The sequence below is a fragment of the Sulfitobacter sp. LC.270.F.C4 genome (assembly GCF_032922545.1).
Lineage (GTDB): Bacteria > Pseudomonadota > Alphaproteobacteria > Rhodobacterales > Rhodobacteraceae > Sulfitobacter > Sulfitobacter profundi.
This window is the reverse complement of record NZ_CP136692.1, coordinates 1,342,827-1,359,013: the sequence shown is the minus strand read 5'-3', so window position 1 is coordinate 1,359,013 and position 16,187 is coordinate 1,342,827. Positions and strand designations below refer to the sequence as shown.

The 16,187-nt window shown below is 61.3% G+C and carries 18 protein-coding genes; 8 read left to right on the top strand and 10 right to left on the bottom strand.

Annotated elements, in window-relative coordinates:
• Positions 1-126: 126 nt before the first annotated feature.
• Positions 127-570 carry a phasin family protein gene (locus R1T45_RS10555; protein WP_067622858.1) on the bottom strand — a complete coding sequence of 148 codons (444 nt, stop codon included), beginning with the start codon at positions 568-570 and terminating at the stop codon, positions 127-129.
• Between the two features lie 152 nt (positions 571-722).
• Positions 723-2,528: a class I poly(R)-hydroxyalkanoic acid synthase gene (locus R1T45_RS10550; protein WP_317390785.1), complete on the bottom strand. Its 1,806-nt coding sequence runs from the start codon at positions 2,526-2,528 to the stop codon at positions 723-725.
• 50 nt (positions 2,529-2,578) lie between these two features.
• Here R1T45_RS10550 and phaZ point away from each other — a divergent pair, with 50 nt between their 5' ends.
• Positions 2,579-3,910, top strand: coding sequence for a polyhydroxyalkanoate depolymerase (gene phaZ, locus R1T45_RS10545; RefSeq protein ID WP_120351511.1), 1,332 nt, complete (start codon positions 2,579-2,581; stop codon positions 3,908-3,910).
• Between the two features lie 9 nt (positions 3,911-3,919).
• Here the strand turns inward: phaZ and R1T45_RS10540 are convergent, their stop codons facing one another.
• The 3 genes from R1T45_RS10540 to R1T45_RS10530 form a co-directional block, all read right to left on the bottom strand.
• Entirely contained in the window at positions 3,920-4,630 is a 711-nt protein-coding gene (locus tag R1T45_RS10540; protein WP_317390784.1) for an alpha/beta hydrolase, read from the bottom strand.
• Positions 4,631-4,772: 142 nt separating this feature from the next.
• Positions 4,773-5,525, bottom strand: a complete 753-nt coding sequence (locus R1T45_RS10535) for an alpha/beta hydrolase (RefSeq protein WP_317390783.1) — start codon at positions 5,523-5,525, stop codon at positions 4,773-4,775.
• Positions 5,526-5,576: 51 nt separating this feature from the next.
• Positions 5,577-6,863, bottom strand: a complete 1,287-nt coding sequence (locus R1T45_RS10530; protein WP_317390782.1) for an MFS transporter — start codon at positions 6,861-6,863, stop codon at positions 5,577-5,579.
• A 173-nt stretch (positions 6,864-7,036) separates the two neighbouring features.
• Here R1T45_RS10530 and thrS point away from each other — a divergent pair, with 173 nt between their 5' ends.
• The 5 genes from thrS to R1T45_RS10505 all read left to right on the top strand — a co-directional run bounded on the left by thrS (position 7,037) and on the right by R1T45_RS10505 (position 11,704).
• Positions 7,037-8,983, top strand: a complete 1,947-nt coding sequence (gene thrS, locus R1T45_RS10525) for a threonine--tRNA ligase (RefSeq protein ID WP_317390781.1) — start codon at positions 7,037-7,039, stop codon at positions 8,981-8,983.
• A gap of 224 nt (positions 8,984-9,207) precedes the next feature.
• On the top strand, positions 9,208-9,510 hold the full coding sequence (locus R1T45_RS10520; RefSeq protein ID WP_067622878.1) for a DUF2282 domain-containing protein: 303 nt from the start codon (positions 9,208-9,210) through the stop codon (positions 9,508-9,510).
• A gap of 63 nt (positions 9,511-9,573) precedes the next feature.
• Complete coding sequence (locus R1T45_RS10515; protein ID WP_120351515.1) at positions 9,574-10,419, top strand: DUF692 family multinuclear iron-containing protein; 846 nt, start codon at positions 9,574-9,576, stop codon at positions 10,417-10,419.
• A complete protein-coding gene (locus R1T45_RS10510) occupies positions 10,416-11,174 on the top strand; it encodes a DNA-binding domain-containing protein (protein ID WP_317390780.1) in 759 nt (252 codons plus the stop codon). Before R1T45_RS10515 ends, R1T45_RS10510 begins: the two co-directional genes overlap by 4 nt.
• Complete coding sequence (locus R1T45_RS10505; RefSeq protein WP_317390779.1) at positions 11,171-11,704, top strand: DoxX family protein; 534 nt, start codon at positions 11,171-11,173, stop codon at positions 11,702-11,704. The genes R1T45_RS10510 and R1T45_RS10505 overlap by 4 nt, the downstream gene beginning before the upstream one ends.
• On the opposite strand, the gene R1T45_RS10500 is transcribed toward R1T45_RS10505, so the two are convergent.
• Positions 11,701-12,021: an ArsC/Spx/MgsR family protein gene (locus R1T45_RS10500; protein WP_317391068.1), complete on the bottom strand. Its 321-nt coding sequence runs from the start codon at positions 12,019-12,021 to the stop codon at positions 11,701-11,703. The two genes, R1T45_RS10505 and R1T45_RS10500, sit on opposite strands and share 4 nt — an antisense overlap.
• 168 nt (positions 12,022-12,189) lie before the next feature.
• On the opposite strand from R1T45_RS10500, the gene R1T45_RS10495 reads away from it, so the two are divergent.
• Positions 12,190-12,396, top strand: a complete 207-nt coding sequence (locus R1T45_RS10495) for a cold-shock protein (protein ID WP_067262111.1) — start codon at positions 12,190-12,192, stop codon at positions 12,394-12,396.
• Positions 12,397-12,450: 54 nt separating this feature from the next.
• Here R1T45_RS10495 and R1T45_RS10490 read toward each other — a convergent pair whose 3' ends face one another.
• From R1T45_RS10490 to R1T45_RS10475, 4 genes are all read right to left on the bottom strand, one after another.
• On the bottom strand, positions 12,451-12,756 hold the full coding sequence (locus R1T45_RS10490) for a hypothetical protein (protein ID WP_165935581.1): 306 nt from the start codon (positions 12,754-12,756) through the stop codon (positions 12,451-12,453).
• Positions 12,757-12,839: 83 nt separating this feature from the next.
• Positions 12,840-14,024 (bottom strand): cytochrome P450, encoded by a 1,185-nt coding sequence (locus R1T45_RS10485; protein WP_317390778.1) that lies wholly within the window; start codon positions 14,022-14,024, stop codon positions 12,840-12,842.
• Positions 14,025-14,066: 42 nt separating this feature from the next.
• Positions 14,067-14,546, bottom strand: a complete 480-nt coding sequence (locus R1T45_RS10480) for a dihydrofolate reductase (RefSeq protein ID WP_317390777.1) — start codon at positions 14,544-14,546, stop codon at positions 14,067-14,069.
• Positions 14,546-15,379, bottom strand: a complete 834-nt coding sequence (locus tag R1T45_RS10475; protein ID WP_259945410.1) for a thymidylate synthase — start codon at positions 15,377-15,379, stop codon at positions 14,546-14,548. Before R1T45_RS10475 ends, R1T45_RS10480 begins: the two co-directional genes overlap by 1 nt.
• A 257-nt stretch (positions 15,380-15,636) precedes the next feature.
• Between R1T45_RS10475 and R1T45_RS10470 the strand changes: the two genes are divergently transcribed.
• The gene (locus R1T45_RS10470; RefSeq protein ID WP_317390776.1) at positions 15,637-16,071 is read left to right on the top strand and encodes a VOC family protein; all 435 of its coding nucleotides are present in this window, start codon (positions 15,637-15,639) and stop codon (positions 16,069-16,071) included.
• The last annotated feature ends 116 nt before the right edge of the window (positions 16,072-16,187 follow it).

The window sequence follows — 16,187 nt, the reverse complement described above, 5'->3', positions numbered from 1 at the left end:
GTGGTGCTGCATCGCAGCTTAGGACAGGGATCGGCAAATAGAAAGAGCGCATGACAAAAGGGCAGGCCCGATTGGACCTGCCCTTTTTCTAGGCATCATGCCGAGAAGATAAAACCGACGGGCGGTTTACTTCACGGTGGATTTCTTAGCAGCAGCCTGAGCGTTCTCGGCTGTCTTGGTCGCTGCGGCAGTCGCGTCGCTCTGGAACTCTTTGCCAGCCGACATCATCAGCTCAACAGTGTCCATCTGCACCTTTTTCGCGATCTCGGCGAAGGCGGCCATATGCTCGGCCGCGGATTCAGCGGAGGCGGAAGCGAAATCGGTCATCGCTTTGGCGTAGTCTGTAGGCTCGGCTTTGACTTTGGTCATCTCAGTCAGGCGGGACAGAGTTTCTTTGGTCCAGGCGGTGGAGATGTCAGCCGATTTTTCAGCCGCGTCAAAAGCAACGCCCGAAAGTTTCTCGTTCAGGGAGGCGGTGTTTTTGAATGCGTCTTGCATGGCGGCGTTATCCACGGGGAAAGCGCCCATAATGTCTTTGAACATCGCGGTCATGTCAGGTGTCTTGGTCATGTCTCAATCCTTTTACTGCTACTGTGGCAAGGGAGCGGGAAGACCCGTCCGTTTCGCGTCTGACCACAATATAGATGCCGCAGTGCAGCATTTCAAGGTTTTTTCTGCATTGCAGCATAAGCTGCTTAGCGCGCTAAGATTACGTAAGGTAATCAGTCATTTGCCTTGCGGGCCACATAGGCGCCCGGCGCGTCGCCGAGAACCTCGCGGCCATCATCGCCGGGAAAGCGCGCGGGAATCATAGTGCCTGCACGTTTGACCAGCCACTTGCCCCACCGCGGCCACCATGACCCTTCGTGATAAGTTGCGGCCTCGCGCCAAGCTGCGTAATCTTGGCTAAGATCACCGTTCACATAGTGGCCGTATTTATTGCGGCTGGGCGGGTTCACGATGCCCGCGATATGGCCCGATTGCGCCATGATGAAGGTCTTGTCCTTTGAACCCATCTGCTGCACGCCACGGTAGCAGTCTTTCCACGGCGCGATATGGTCGGTCTCGCAGGCCACAGCGCAGAGCGGCACCTCGATAGCGTCGAGGGTCAGCCGCTCGCCCAGCAGTTTATACCCGCCCTCGGCCAATTCATTCCGCTGGCACAGGCTGCGCAGATATTGCATCGCCATTTGCCCCGGCAGATTGGCCCCGTCCCCGTTCCAATAGAGCAGATCAAAGGCCGGTGGGGTCTCTCCCATCATATAGCTGCGCACGGCGGGGCCATAGACCAGATCGTTGGAGCGCAGAAAAGAGAATGTCCGCGCCATGACCACGGAGGGCAGGATGCCCTTGTCCGCCGTCTCGGCCTCGATCCCGTCGATGAAGTCATTGGTGAGGAAGGGCTGGAATTCGCCCTGATCCGAGAAATCGGTGAGCGCGGTGAAGAAGGTCGCGGATTTGATCGACGTGTCGCTGCGTTTTTTCAACAGCGAGAGCGTCAGCGCCAGCGTGGTGCCTGCAATACAATAGCCGACGACATTCACGCGCTTTTCATCCGTGATCGCCTTCACCTCTTCAATCGCTGCGAGGTAGCCTTCTTCGACGTAATCCTCCATGCCGATCTGGGCATAGCTGACATCGGGGTTCACCCATGAGACGACGAACAGCGTGTGCCCCTGATCGACAAGCCATTTGACAAGGCTGTTCTGCGCCTTGAGGTCGAGGATGTAGAACTTGTTGATCCATGGGGGGAAGATCAGCAACGGGGTCTTGTGCACCTCTTCGGTGCTGGGCGTGTATTGGATCAGCTCGAACATGCGGTTGCGAAACACCACCTTGCCGGGCGTGGTGGCGATGTTACGGCCCAACTCAAAGGCGCTGTCATCCGCCAGTTTGACGACCAACTCGCCGTTGTTGGCCTCCAAATCAGCGATCAGGTTTTCCAGCCCCTTCACAAGACTCTCGCCTTCTGTCTCTACCGCGCGCTCCAAAACATCGGGGTTGGTGGCAAGGAAATTGGTCGGCGACATCATCGCGATGATCTGCTGGCTGAAATAGACCAGCCGCTTCTTCTCGGCCGGGTCCATGTCTTGGGCGTCTTCGACCGCTTGGCGCAGCGCTTCGGCGTTGATCAGATACTGCTGTTTGATGAAGTTGAAATAGGGATGGGTTTGCCACAGCGGATTTGCAAAACGTTTGTCGGTGGGCGCTTCCCCCTCTACCGGGGCCAGCCCGCCCTTGGCCAGCGCCTGCTGCGCCTCGACGAAATGGGCGACCGATTTGGTCCAATAGCCCATCTGATGCTCCATCAAACGGGCCGGATTTGTCATCGCCTCGGCCCAGTAAGACTGTGCTGCTTTCGCGAAAAGTTGTTGGTTCGGCCCGTCCAACGCGGGCTGATGGCCCTCGCGCTGCGACATCACGCGGGTCAGGCGCTTACTTAATTCTTCAACCTTTTTCAGGTTTTGCGCCATTCGAGACAGGGCTTGAGGCTCAGTGATCTCGGGATTTTCGGATTCTGTTGTCATCTTAACCCTTACCTCCTATCTTTGCAGGTGCAGCATAAAGGAGCCCCCACATGCGCTATATGGCCACCTACGACATGATGGAGTCCATCCGGAATACCAATCAATGGCTCGGCGCTTCGGCGCTTGCTATGGCATCCTACCCGGCTTTCTCTCTGTTTCCAAACCCTGCGATGGAATGGCTCGCCGCATGGGGCGAAGTGACGGAGCGTAGTTTCGCCCGCATGGTCGTGAAACCCGACTGGGACATTCCCCCAGTGGTCGGCCCCACGGGCCAAGATTGTCTGGTCAGCATCGAGCCGGTGATGGAACGCCCCTTTGGCGATCTGCTGAAATTCTCGGTCCAAGGCCGCAAAGAGACGGGCCGCAAGGTTCTGCTGGTTGCGCCAATGTCCGGTCATTATGCCACGCTCCTTCGGTCCACCGTGATCTCCCTGCTGCCTGATTGCGACGTCTATGTGACAGACTGGCACAATGCGCGTGATATTCCAGTTAGTGCAGGCAAATTCGACATCGAGGATTATACGCTCTACCTCGTTGATTTCATGCACCACCTTGGCCCCGACACCCATGTGATCGCGGTCTGTCAGCCTGCGCCTCTGACGCTTGCCGCGACCGCCTATCTGGCCGAGGAAGCGCCCGAAGCGCAGCCGCGCACACTGACGCTGATCGGCGGGCCGATCGATCCTGATGCCACGCCGACGGATGTGACTGACTTTGGCCATAGCGTGACCATGGGCCAGCTTGAGCAGATGATGATCCAGCGGGTCGGCTTTAAATACGCGGGCGTGGGCCGCAAGGTGTACCCCGGTCTGCTGCAACTGGCGTCTTTCATCTCAATGAACAACGACACCCACCGCGATGCCTTTACCAATCAGATCACCCGCGTAGCGCAAAAAGCGGCGCATGAGCACGACAAGCACAACAAGTTCTACGACGAATACCTCGCCGTGATGGACATGCCGGCAGAGTTCTATCTCTCGACCGTGCAGCGCGTGTTTAAAGAGCGCGAGATCGCGCGGAACGTCTTCACCGTGGCGGGCCGTCAGGTCGATATCGGCAAGATTACCACGGTGGCGGTTAAAACGGTTGAGGGCAGCAAGGATGACATCTCTGCTCCCGGCCAATGCATCGCGGCGCTTGATCTGCTGACCGGTCTGCCTGATTCCAAAAAGGCCAGCCATCTTGAAGATGGGGCGGGCCACTACGGGATTTTTGCAGGCAAAAGCTGGCGCAACAATATTCGGCCCTTGGTGCTGGACTTTATCGATGCCAACAATGGCCAGCCCGAGCCGAAAACGCCCGAGCCTCAGAAATCCGAGTCTCAGAAACCCGTGTCTCAGAAATCTGCGCCCAAGAAGACCGACAAACCGGCAGCGGCCTGAGCCGCCGCCCTATTGCAGCACCAGAGGTTGATGCAGCCAGTCGCGCAGCGCGGCGGTTGTGGCCTCTGGTGCCTCTAGGCTGGGCCAATGGCCTGCATTCTCCAGCACCGTCAGCTTGGCGTAGGGGATCATCTCGGCCATGAAGGCGTGGCGTTTGACGGGGCAGAGCATGTCATGCTCCCCACAAAGCACCAGTGCCGGCACCTTGCATTTGCGCAGCACCGCTTGCTGGTCCCGCCGCCGTTGCAGGGCACGGGACTGGCGCACAAAGGTATCGCCGCCCAGTGTCTCGGCCATTTCCATCGCGCGGGTCAGCACCTCGCCCCGTCCCTTGCCGGGGGCGAGAAAGCCCGAGGCCATCCGCGCCTGCATCGCCTCCCCCAGCTTGCCGGATTGCGCCATGATGATCTGCGGCTCCCGGTCCGCGGCGATGGCGGGCAGTTCGGCCAGCACCTGCGTCGCCAGCAAGGCAATGCGGCTGATCCGGTCGGGGGCGCGACGCAAAAGCTCCAGCGCCACCACACCGCCCATGCCCTGCCCCACCAACGCGAAACGCGGTGGCAGTTGATCCAAAAGGCCCGAGGCGATCTCTTCGATCCGTTCCCCTTGGGTGATCGGAGCCAGCACCACCGTGCTGCGCGGGGAAAGTGCTCGGACCTGTGGCGTAAAGACACGGGCATCGCACATCATGCCGGGCAGCAGAACAAGCGGCTCAGCCATTGCGCAGGATCCGCTGCGGTATGCGGTTGAAATGACGTGGTTTCATGCCGTCCCCCTTGGGTTTGGCGGTCTCTTAGCATGGGTGGTTTGGGGTGGCATCGGGGGCGCGACCTTATCGGCGGTTCCATGCCCGCGCCTTGGGTCAGCCCTCTTTGCCGGAAACCTCGTTGATCGCCGCGACGATCATCGCCAGACAGCGCGCATCTGAGAAGCGGTGATCGGCGTCTTTGACCAGCGTCAGTTGCATATCAGGGCTCTGCGCGTGCTCCAGTAGCCGCACCGCCGTGGCCGTGCTGACGGCCGTATCGGCTGTGCCCTGCAGCAAGCGCACGGAGAACGGCAAGTCGAGCGCCTCCCGCAGCACCAGCCGCTTGCGCCCATCCTCGATCATGCGGCGGGTGATGACATAGGGCTCCATATAGTCCGACGGCAGTTCGACCTGCCCGACCTCTGCCAGCGTCTGTTTCTGCGCCTCGGTGAAATTCGCCCAGTATCCGTCTTCGGTAAAATCAGGTGCGGCGGCGATGCCGACCAGCCCGGCAATGCGCTCTGGCAGGTGCCGGGCCAAAAGCAGCGCCTGCCAGCCGCCCATAGACGACCCTACGACGATCAGCGGTCCCTCGGTCAGTGCTGCGACTGCGGCCAGCGTATCTTCGTGCCAATCGCCGATGCAGCCTTCGGTGAAGCTGCCCGAGGATTCCCCGTGACCGGAGTAGTCGAACCGCAGAAACGCCCGCCCCTCGGCCCGCGCCCAGTCTTCGAGATAGACCGCCTTGGTCCCCATCATGTCGGACTTCAGCCCGCCGAGGAAAACCACGCAGGGCCCCGCCCCGTCGATCTTGTGATAGGCGATGCGCCGCCCCTCTGGGGTGTCGATGAATTTGCTGTCTGACATGCTGCCTCCGTCTTTGGCCCAATCATGGGCATCGCCGCGGATGAGGGCAAGTCAGTCCTCGGAAAGATGCTCAACCTCGGGCAACCAATGGGCCAGAACCGCGGCGGCGACCGCCATCACGGCAAAGAGCATCAGCGTCGCCTGCGCCCCGATCAGCGCAGCACCACCGCCCAGCACCCCGGCCAGCAGCAAAAGCAGCCCGATCACCGTATTGCTCACGGCGGCATAGGCGGCGCGGTGGTCTTTCGGGGCCATGTCGACCAGATAGGTCGAGCGCCCCTGCCGCACGCCGTGATAGGCGATCATCAGGATGAACAGCACGCCGGGCATGGCCCAGACCGCCTGCGCCAAACCAAGGAACCACAGCCCCACCGCCAACGCCATCGCCAGTGCGCCGACGATGCCCGTCAGCATCAGCACTCGGCGGCTCGACATATCCGACAGCCGCCCCCAGACGTAGGAACTGACCAAGGACGCCAATGCCGAGGCCAGCACCAAGGCGCCCAACTGCCCCAACTGCCCGCCCTCCGACGACCCGGCCAGCACCACCAGATAGGGCGGCGCAAGGGCGGTCGATACCAACAGGCCGCGCACCAGAATGAACAGCCACAGGTCGCGATTGCCGCGCAGCAGTTTGAAATCCACGCCATCGGCCTTTTCGGTCTCGCTCGGCGTTTCTTTGATCGTTGAGAAGAGCAGCGCCGCCGCGACCCAAAGCCCCGCCGCCAGCGCAATCGCCACCACGACGACACCGCGGCTTTGAAACAGGCCCGACATCAAGAGCCCGGCAAAGATCACCACCCCGACCGAGGACACGGACCCCGCCAAACCGGTCACCGATCCACGCCGGGTTTTGCCCACGGTCTTGCCCAGAATTTCCTTGAACGACACCGAACAGGCGGCGCGGCAAACGGCCAACAGCGCGAGGGCCGCGCAGATGGCATAGCCCGCCGTGGCCCCCTCAAGGCTCAGCGCGGCGAGGGCGATCAGCGCCGCCGCCACGCCCTGCCCGACCGAGCCCCACACCCAAGCCCATTTGCGCCGCGCCATGCGCTGCACCACGCCCGCCAGCGCGATCTGCGGCAAAAGCGATCCGGCCTCGCGGATCGGCACTAAGGCCCCCGCAAAGACCGCAGGCGCGCCGAGGGCACTCAGCAGCCACGCCAACACCAGCTTGGGATCAATCAGCCCATCGGCCACTTTGGTCATCGACAACGACAGGATATGGCGCAGCCCATTGCGTGCCTCGGCCCGCTGCGCCTTGTCGTCCAACCCCGGTGCCGGGTCATCCGCCCCCGAAATCGTCTCGAAAGCGCGCTGCGCCGTGTCGTCTTGCATGTGACCCATCCTCGTTGTTGCCCGCCTGACATAGCGCGCCGCCGCAGGGCCGCAACTTGCCTGCCCAAGGTCCCGCTCGCATTGACAAAACGCCCCCGTCCCGCCACATAGGCGCAACACATAACCCGCAACCGGGCGTCTCGTAGGCGCCAAACCGACGAGGAGCGCCCAAGATGGCCCAAATCTCCCTCACCCTTCCCGATGGCAATAGCCGCCAATATGACGCCGGTATCACCGCTGGCGAAGTGGCTGCCGACATCTCAAAATCCTTGGGCAAAAAGGCCATCAGCGCCACCGTCAATGGTGCGCATTTCGATCTGGCGTGGCCGATCGAAGCAGATGCCGACATCGCGATCCACACCATGGCCGACGAAGCGCAGGCAAATGAACTGGTCCGCCACGACCTCGCGCACATCATGGCCCGCGCCGTGCAGGAAATCTGGCCCGACACCAAGGTCACCATCGGCCCGGTGATCAAGGACGGCTGGTATTACGACTTTGACCGCAAAGAGCCCTTCACCCCAGAAGACCTCGGCGCAATCGAAAAGAAGATGAAAGAGATCATCAACAAACGCGACGCCGTCCGGACCGAGGTTTGGGACCGCGCCCGCGCGATCAAACATTACGAGGACTTGAACGAGCCCTATAAAGTCGAGCTGATCAACGCGATCCCCGGCGATGAGCCTTTGCGGATGTATTGGCACGGCGATTGGCAAGACCTCTGCCGTGGCCCGCACCTGCAACACACCGGCCAAGTGCCGGGCGATGCGTTCAAGCTGATGTCCATCGCCGGTGCCTATTGGCGCGGCGACAGTGACCGCGCGATGCTGCAACGCATCTACGGCGTGGCCTTCACCGGCAAGGAAAAGCTGCGCGCGCATCTCAACATGCTCGAAGAAGCCGCCAAGCGTGACCACCGCAAGCTTGGCAAAGAGATGGGCCTGTTCCACATGCAGGAAGAGGCACCGGGCCAAGTCTTCTGGCACCCCAACGGCTGGCGCATCTACACCACCTTGCAGGACTACATGCGCCGCATGCAGGACCGCGACGGCTATGTCGAGGTGAACACCCCGCAGGTCGTCGACCGCAAACTGTGGGAGAAATCCGGCCACTGGGACAAATACCAAGAGAACATGTTCATCGTTGAGGTCGACGAGGAGCATGCCCGCGAAAAGGCGGTGAACGCGCTCAAGCCGATGAACTGCCCCTGCCACGTGCAGGTGTTTAACCAGGGCCTGAAATCCTACCGCGACCTGCCGCTCAGGATGGCCGAGTTCGGATCCTGCGCGCGCTATGAGCCTTCCGGGGCGCTGCACGGCATCATGCGGGTGCGCGGCTTTACCCAAGACGATGGGCATATCTTCTGCGCCGAGGATCAGATCACCTCGGAAACCGCCAAGTTCATCGCCTTTCTGTCGAAGGTCTATGCCGACCTCGGGTTTGAGAACTGGACCATCAAGCTCTCCACCCGCCCCGAAAAGCGGATCGGTTCCGATGAGACGTGGGACAACATGGAGAAGGCGCTTGGCGATGCCTGCAAGGCCGCGGGCTATGACTTTGAGGTGCTGGAGGGCGAAGGCGCTTTCTACGGGCCGAAGCTTGAATTCACCCTCACCGATGCCATCGGGCGCAGCTGGCAGTGCGGCACCCTACAGGTCGATGCCAACCTACCCGAGCGGCTGGAGGCCAGCTACATCGGGCAGGACGGCAACAGGCACCGCCCTGTGATGCTGCACCGCGCCACCTTGGGCAGCTTCGAGCGTTTCATCGGCATTCTGATCGAAGAGCACGCGGGCAAGCTGCCCTTCTGGCTGGCCCCGCGTCAGGTGGTCGTGGCCTCCATCACATCTGAAGCGGATGACTATGTGGCCGAGGTCGTCGAGACCCTGAAAGCCGCTGGTGTGCGTGCGGAAGCCGACATGCGTAATGAGAAGATCAACTACAAAGTCCGTGAGCATTCGGTCGGCAAAGTGCCGGTGATCCTCGCCGTCGGGGCGCGTGAGGTTGAAGAGCGTACCGTTTCCGTGCGCCGTCTGGGGCAAAAGCAGACTTCGGTGCAGCCGCTGGATGCACTCACCGCCGAACTGGCGCAGGACGCGACCCCGCCTGACCTGCGTTAACGGCTTGTAACAAATCTGCGCTCCGGCGGTCTTGCGGGCAGCTTGCCCCCTGCCCGCCGGAGCGTTTTTGTAACAATCATGCCCTTCCTGCGCGGGAAGGTTACAATTTTCGCTAGTTTTCCGCGTGATTTCTGACGGGACCGTGACGCACTCCCTCGTGACTGGCTTGTGAGGAAGCAGGCTGCTCTAGTAAACCTGTTCAAACCATCAGGAAGGAAACGACAATGTCCACCACACTCAAAACCGCCGCCATCGCAGGGGCCGTCGCCGCCGCGCTGAGCAGCCACGCCACCACCGCTACCGCCGCTTCGCAAGAGAAATGCTTTGGCGTTTCGCTGGCCGGTGAGAACGACTGCGCAGCGGGCCCCGGCACCACCTGCGCGGGCACCTCTGTGACCGATTACCAAGGCAACGCATGGACCCTCGTTGACGAAGGCACCTGCGCCGAGATCGACCTGCCCGAGATGGCAGACGGGACCGAGCGGACCGGCTCTTTGGAAGCGCTCGACCGCGACCTGCCCGCTTAATCTATAGCGTTCCGGGCGGCATCCCCGCCCGGAACCCCGCCCCGCAACATGCCGGAGGCCGTTATGCGCGACGATACCCCCCCTGTTACAACACTGCCCAATGCCCCCGGCGTCGGATTTAAATCTCGACATTTCGATGGCTTGATGGCCGATCCTGGCCCGGTCCGCTGGATCGAAGTGCATGCTGAAAACTACATGGGCGACGGTGGCCGCCCCCATGCGCAACTACGCGCCTTGCAAGACCGTTTCGCCCTGTCGGTCCATGGTGTCGGCCTGTCGATCGGTGGCGAAGGGCCGCTGGACGCGGCCCATCTGGCACGGCTCAAAACCCTCTGTGACCGAACGCAGCCCGCGTCCTTCTCCGAACATTTGGCGTGGTCGACCCATGGGATGGAGTATCTCAACGATCTCCTTCCGCTGCCCTACACCGAGGAAACGCTGACCCGTGTGGCGTCACATATCAACCAAGTCCAAGATGTCTTGGGTCGGCAAATGCTGCTGGAAAACCCCTCCAGCTACCTTGCATTCGCGGAATCCGACTTGTCTGAAACGGACTTTTTGGCAGAGATTATAGCACGTACCTCCTGCGGTCTCTTGCTGGATGTCAACAATGTCTTCATTTCAGCCACCAATCTCGGGCTGTCGCCACAGGGTTACATCGACGCCTTCCCGACAGACCATGTGGGCGAGGTTCATGTGGGCGGCCATGATGACGACACCGACGATCACGGCGCGCCGCTTTTGATCGACAGCCATGGCAAACCGGTCGTCGATCCTGTTTGGGACCTGTTAAGCTACACGCTGGCCCAAACCGGGCCAAAGCCGGTGCTGGTCGAGTGGGACAATGACGTGCCCGACTGGTCCGTCCTACGGGCCGAAGCCACCCGCGCCGCTGAGGTGCTGGTGTGACCGACCAACACAGCTTTCGCGCGGCCCTGCTTGATCCGTCACGGTCTGCACCCGATGGGCTGCGCGATGGCCGGGGGCAACCGGCGGGCGCGCGCTATGGCGTCTATCGCAACAACGTCACGCATTCCCTGATCGCCGCGCTCGAAGTGGCCTTTCCCCTTGTGCGCAAGCTGATCGGCGCCCGCAACTTTGCCGAACTGGCCCCCCTCTACGTCCGGGCGCATCCGCCGACATCTCCGATGATGATGCATTACGGCACGGATTTCCCCGCCTTTATCGCGGCTTTCGCCCCTTTGGCCAAGATTGGCTACCTCGCCGATGCGGCACGGCTCGACATCGCGCTGCGTGCCTCCTATCACGCGGCTGACGCGGCTCCGCTTGATCCGAAGGTCTTCGAAACGCTTGGCCCCGATGCATTGATGGGGGCAAAGCTCTCCCTCGCGCCCGCAACCCGCCTCTTGCGGTCAGACTGGCCGCTTTTCGACATCTGGCGCTATAATTTCACCGAGGACGCGCCCAAGCCCCGCAGCGCAGCGCAGGATGTGATAATCACCCGCCCCGCCTTTGATCCCGCGCCGGATCTGCTGCCGCCCGGTGCGGCGCTATGGCTATCCCACCTTGCCGACGGCTTGCCCTTCGGGGCGGCCCATGACGCCACGGCGGGCGCCCAGCCCGCGTTTGACCTCGCCGCCGCCTTGACCCTCGCCCTGAGCCACGGTGTCTTCAGCGCAATTTCCTTGGAGGGCAGTAAATGACCCAGCTTCCGACCCTATACCGCAACGCCGCCGACCGTCTGGAGCGGGCCGACTGGCTGCTTCCGACCCTCGCCCGGTTCCTCTTTGCCGCAGTGTTGCTGGTCTATTTCCTGAATGCCGGGCTGACCAAACTCGGGCCCGGCCCCTTGGGCATCTTTACCCCATCCACCGGAGCCTATGCGCAAATCTTCCCCCGCGTGTTTGAGGCCGTGGGCTATGACAGTGACGCGCTTGGGGTGTTCCATTGGCTCGTCGTCGTCGCCGGAACGGTGGCGGAATTTATCTTGCCGCTGCTCATCGTTATTGGCCTGCTGACCCGACTGGCGGCACTGGCGATGGTGGGCTTTGTCGTGGTGCAATCCCTCACCGATCTTTACGGCCATGGCAGCGCGCTTGGCGCGTGGTTCGACCGCTTTCCTGATGCCCATATTCTTGACCAGCGGGCGCTCTGGGTGTTCTTGCTTTTGGTACTCGTCATCAAAGGTGCCGGCCCATTGTCACTGGACCGGCTAATTGCAGGCCGAAGTTAAAGCATCGCGTGAACGTCGGCTTCTATCTCTTTGTTCCAGCCGAGAAATAGCTTGTCACCCACCGCGATCAGAGGGCGTTTCATTAGCGCTGGATGAGCTTCTATCAGGGCGAGCGGGGCCTGCTTGCGCGTCTCTTTATCCAGCCCCCGCCAGGTGGTGGAGCGGGTGTTGAGCAAGGCCGCACCAAATTGCTCATGGGCCTGCGTCAAAACCGCCCTTGGCACGCCCGCCTCCCGAACATCGACCAACTGCGCCTCTGGCAGCGCCTTTTTCGCCTTGCGACAGCTGTCACAGTTTTTCAGCCCATAAATTAGCACATCCGTCTCCCTCAGCCACGCGATCGCGCCCCCAATTGCGGGTTTCGCACCTGATCGCTTGATTTTTTCCAAGTCCGCGCGATCTTTCTATTATGGCGGGTCGCAATTCAATCGCTTTCGCCATTCTGCTCGACGCAGAGACGCAAAGACAAAGGAGGCGCGGAGATTATGCCGACTGGCACCGTGAAATGGTTTAACACCACCAAAGGCTACGGGTTCATCGCCCCCGAGAGCGGCGGTAACGATGTATTTGTTCATATTTCAGCGGTCGAACGCTCTGGCCTGACCGGCTTGGCGGATGATCAAAAGGTCAGCTACGAGCTGACCGAAGGCCGCGACGGTCGGCAGATGGCCACCGATCTCGCCCTGCTCTAGCCACGATATCGCAAAAGAACACCCGGCGTCCCGCGCCGGGCGTTGCTTGAGAGTTCACTGATACGAACAGCCCTTTGCCCCGACCGGGCAAGGCACGCGGGCTGAACGGCGCAGTGTCACTGCGCGGTGCGGGTGGCGATGGCGGTGGACAACCGGATGCGCTTTGACCTCTGCATAGGTCATGGGCTGGTTCGGTGTCCCGCAGCCAATCGCGCCGCCAAGCGTCACCGGCTGCAATCCAGCCGGGCAATAATTCGCGCTGCTAGGATAGGCATAGAGCTTTGGCTCGGCCGAGACCTGACCGGCCAAGCCCGCAGAAAGCAGCCCTATCGCCGCTGCAATAGCTGTCGTTAGACGCATGATAATCCTCGTAATTATATACAATATGAACGAAGATTGCCGGGGCGCATACATCAAGTCCAGTCTTTTATGGCAGCGCGTCTTTAACTCAACCGCGCCGGAAGCGTCGCATAGCCGTGAAAACGGATACGCCCACCGCCCTGACGCGCCGCGCTGATTTCATAGTCCGGGTAACGGTTCAGAAAGCGTTGGAGGGCGATTTTCCCCTCCATCCGTGCCAAGGTCAGCCCTACGCAGACATGCGGACCACCGGCAAAGGCCAGATGCCGATTGGGTTTGCGCCCGATATCGAATTTCGTCGGATCCTCAAAGACTTCCGGGTCGCGGTTGGCCGCTCCGATGCAAAGATGCAGGTTGGTCCCTGCGGCAATCTCCACCCCGCCGATCGTGACGGGGGCCGTGGTCTCGCGGTTGCCGAACTGGTTGGGCGAGCGGAAGCGCAGCACCTCTTCGATACAGGGGCCGATCAACGCGGGTTCCGCCAGCAATCGCGCCTTTTGATCCGGGTGGTCATGGAGCAGCGCGAGGGCACTGCCGATCAGGTTGGTGGTCGTCTCATGGCCAGCGTTGAGAATAAAAATGCAGTTTTGAATCAACTCGATCTCGGTCAACTGGCCGCCGTCATCTCCGGCAATGAGCCGCGTCAGCACGTCGGTTTCAGGATCCCCCGGCTCAGCCCGGCGCCGCGCGATGAGGTCTTGCAGATAGGCTTTGAACGCGCGCACCGCAGTATGGCCCGCCTCCAACTCCGCTTCGCTCAAGGTAGGCTCCAGCGCGCCGAGAATTGCCAGCGACCAGTCCCGAAGGGGGCCGCGTTCTTCCATCGGCACGTCCAGCAGGTTGCCGATGATCTGCACCGGAATGCAACTGGCATAGTCCTCAATCAGGTCCGGCGTGGGGCCCAGCCCTTCCAGCAGACGGTCAACCGTGTCGATCAGCCCCGGCTCCATCCGTGCCAGCGCCTTGGGCGTCAGGGCCGATGTCATGATCCGCCGCACGCGGGTGTGCAACGGTGGGTCATTGAACACGAGGCTTGTGGTGTGATGCTCAAACAGAGGGCTGCCAGGGCCGAATTTCGGCGCGAAGGCCAGCTTTTTGTCCGAGATATAAAGCGTGGTGTCGCGGTAAATCGCGTTCAGGTCCGCGTGGCGGCAGATCAGCACAGAGCCATCGGGCTGGCGCAGCACCGGGGTCTCGCGCAGCAGGCGGTCGTAATGGGGGAATGGGTTTTCGACAAACCCCTCAGGCGGTGCGGACAGATCAAACATAGGCCGCAGTGATGCGCGGCGCGCGGCCTATGTCAATGGCTGTCAGCGGCGGCGCAGCCATTCACGTGCGATGGCGCGGGGGCCCGTCGCGCGCAGGCAAAGATTGCCAAGCTCAATCCATTCTTCGGGGTCAAACTCGGGGAAAAATGCGTCTGCCGCGTCGATTTCCACGTCGACTTCGGTCACCAAGAGCCGATCCGCCAAGGGCAGAAGTGCGCGGTAGATACCTTCGCCGCCAATGCCGTAGACCCGGCGATACCCCTCAGCCGCGCAATGGCCCAAGGCCGCCTGCGGGTCGCGCGCCGCATGGACGCCCTCAATATCAGTACTGGAGACCACGCAATTCAGACGGTTCTTCAAAGGCTTGAACGGCAGGCTTTCCCATGTGCGGCGCCCCATGATGATGGCACCGCCGGTGGTTTCGCGCTGGAAGAATTTCAGGTCTTCGGGCAGCGACCAAGGGATATCCCCGTCTTTGCCAATGGCACCATTGCGGGCGCGGGCGACGATCAGGCTCAGCATCAGACGGCCACCGGCGCTTTGATAGCTGGGTCGGGGTCATAGCCTTCGAAGGTGAAATCCTCATAACGGAAATCAAAGATCGAGCTCACCTCGCGGTTGATCCGCAGCTTTGGCAGCGGCTTGGGGGTGCGCGCAAGTTGGGTCTGCACCTGTTCCAGATGGTTGGAATAGATATGCGCATCGCCCATCGAATGCACGAAATCGCCCGGTGCGTAGCCAGTGACATGGGCCAACATCTCCAGCAGCAGCGCGTAGGAGGCGATGTTGAACGGCACGCCAAGGAACATATCCGCCGAGCGCTGATAAAGCTGCAAATGCAGCTTGCCGCCCGCGATGCGCACCTGCCACAGCGTATGGCAGGGCGGCAGCGCCATCTGGTCCACCTCGCCCGGATTCCACGCCGAAACGATCAGCCGGCGGCTATCGGGGGTCTTGCGGATCGCCTCGACCAGCTTGGCGATTTGATCCACTTGACCGGCCTGATGCAGCACCGTCCCATCGGGCTGCGGCATCGGCTCACCCACCATCGGAAAACGCCGCCATTGATGGCCATAAACCGGGCCGAGGTCACCGTTCTCATCGGCCCATTCGTCCCAGATGCGGACGCCATTTTCCTTGAGGTAGCCGATGTTCGTGTCGCCCGAGAGGAACCACAAAAGCTCATGCACGATGGATTTCAGATGCAGCTTCTTCGTCGTCACCAGCGGGAAGCCATCGGCCATCCGGTAGCGCTGTTGCATCCCGAAATGAGAGATCGTCCCCGTTCCCGTGCGGTCGGTCGAGGTCACCCCCTGCTCCAGCACTTCGCGCAGCGCATCATGGTACTGTTTCACGCAGCCCCCCCGTTATCCGTGGCATTTGTCATTGCATACCCTTCCGCGCCGCGCGCCTCAAGGCGGCTGTGTGGGGGCAATCGCCTGACAATGCCGTTGCCGCCTTTGACACCGGTGGTTTCGCGCCTAAACTCTCTATCAAAGCGCGGCGGGCATATTTTGCCGCTTCCCGTTTTGTGACGACTTTTTGACGACGAATTTTCGGCCCGAACAGGGTGTTTCATCCCTCCCCAAGCGGCCCAACTGAAGGAAAACCGATGCCCATCAAATACTTGCATACAATGGTGCGCGTGAAGGATCTGGACGCCTCTATCGCATTTTACAGACTTCTGGGCCTTGTGGAACGGCGCCGGATCGACAACGAGGGGGGCCGTTTCACGCTGGTTTTCCTCTGCCCGCCGGGCATGGACGATGGCCACGCGGATGTGGAGCTGACCTATAACTGGGATGGCGATGACGCGCTGCCCAGTGACAGCCGCCATTTCGGCCACCTCGCCTATACGGTTGAGAATATCTATGAGACCTGCCAGCACCTGCAAGACAACGGCGTGACCATCAACCGCCCACCTCGCGACGGGCGCATGGCTTTTGTCCGCTCGCCGGACAATATCTCGGTCGAATTGCTACAAGAGGGTGACGCCCTGCCCGCGCAGGAACCTTGGGCCAGCATGGAAAACACCGGTCATTGGTAAGGCTCTGCATCAATGTCCTGCTGGCGCTGATGCTTGCGCCCATGGGCGCAGCGCGGGCGGCCCTTTGTCGTCTCGCGCGGCGTCCGGCGGGTGATGTGCCCTCTTCGGTCGCCCCC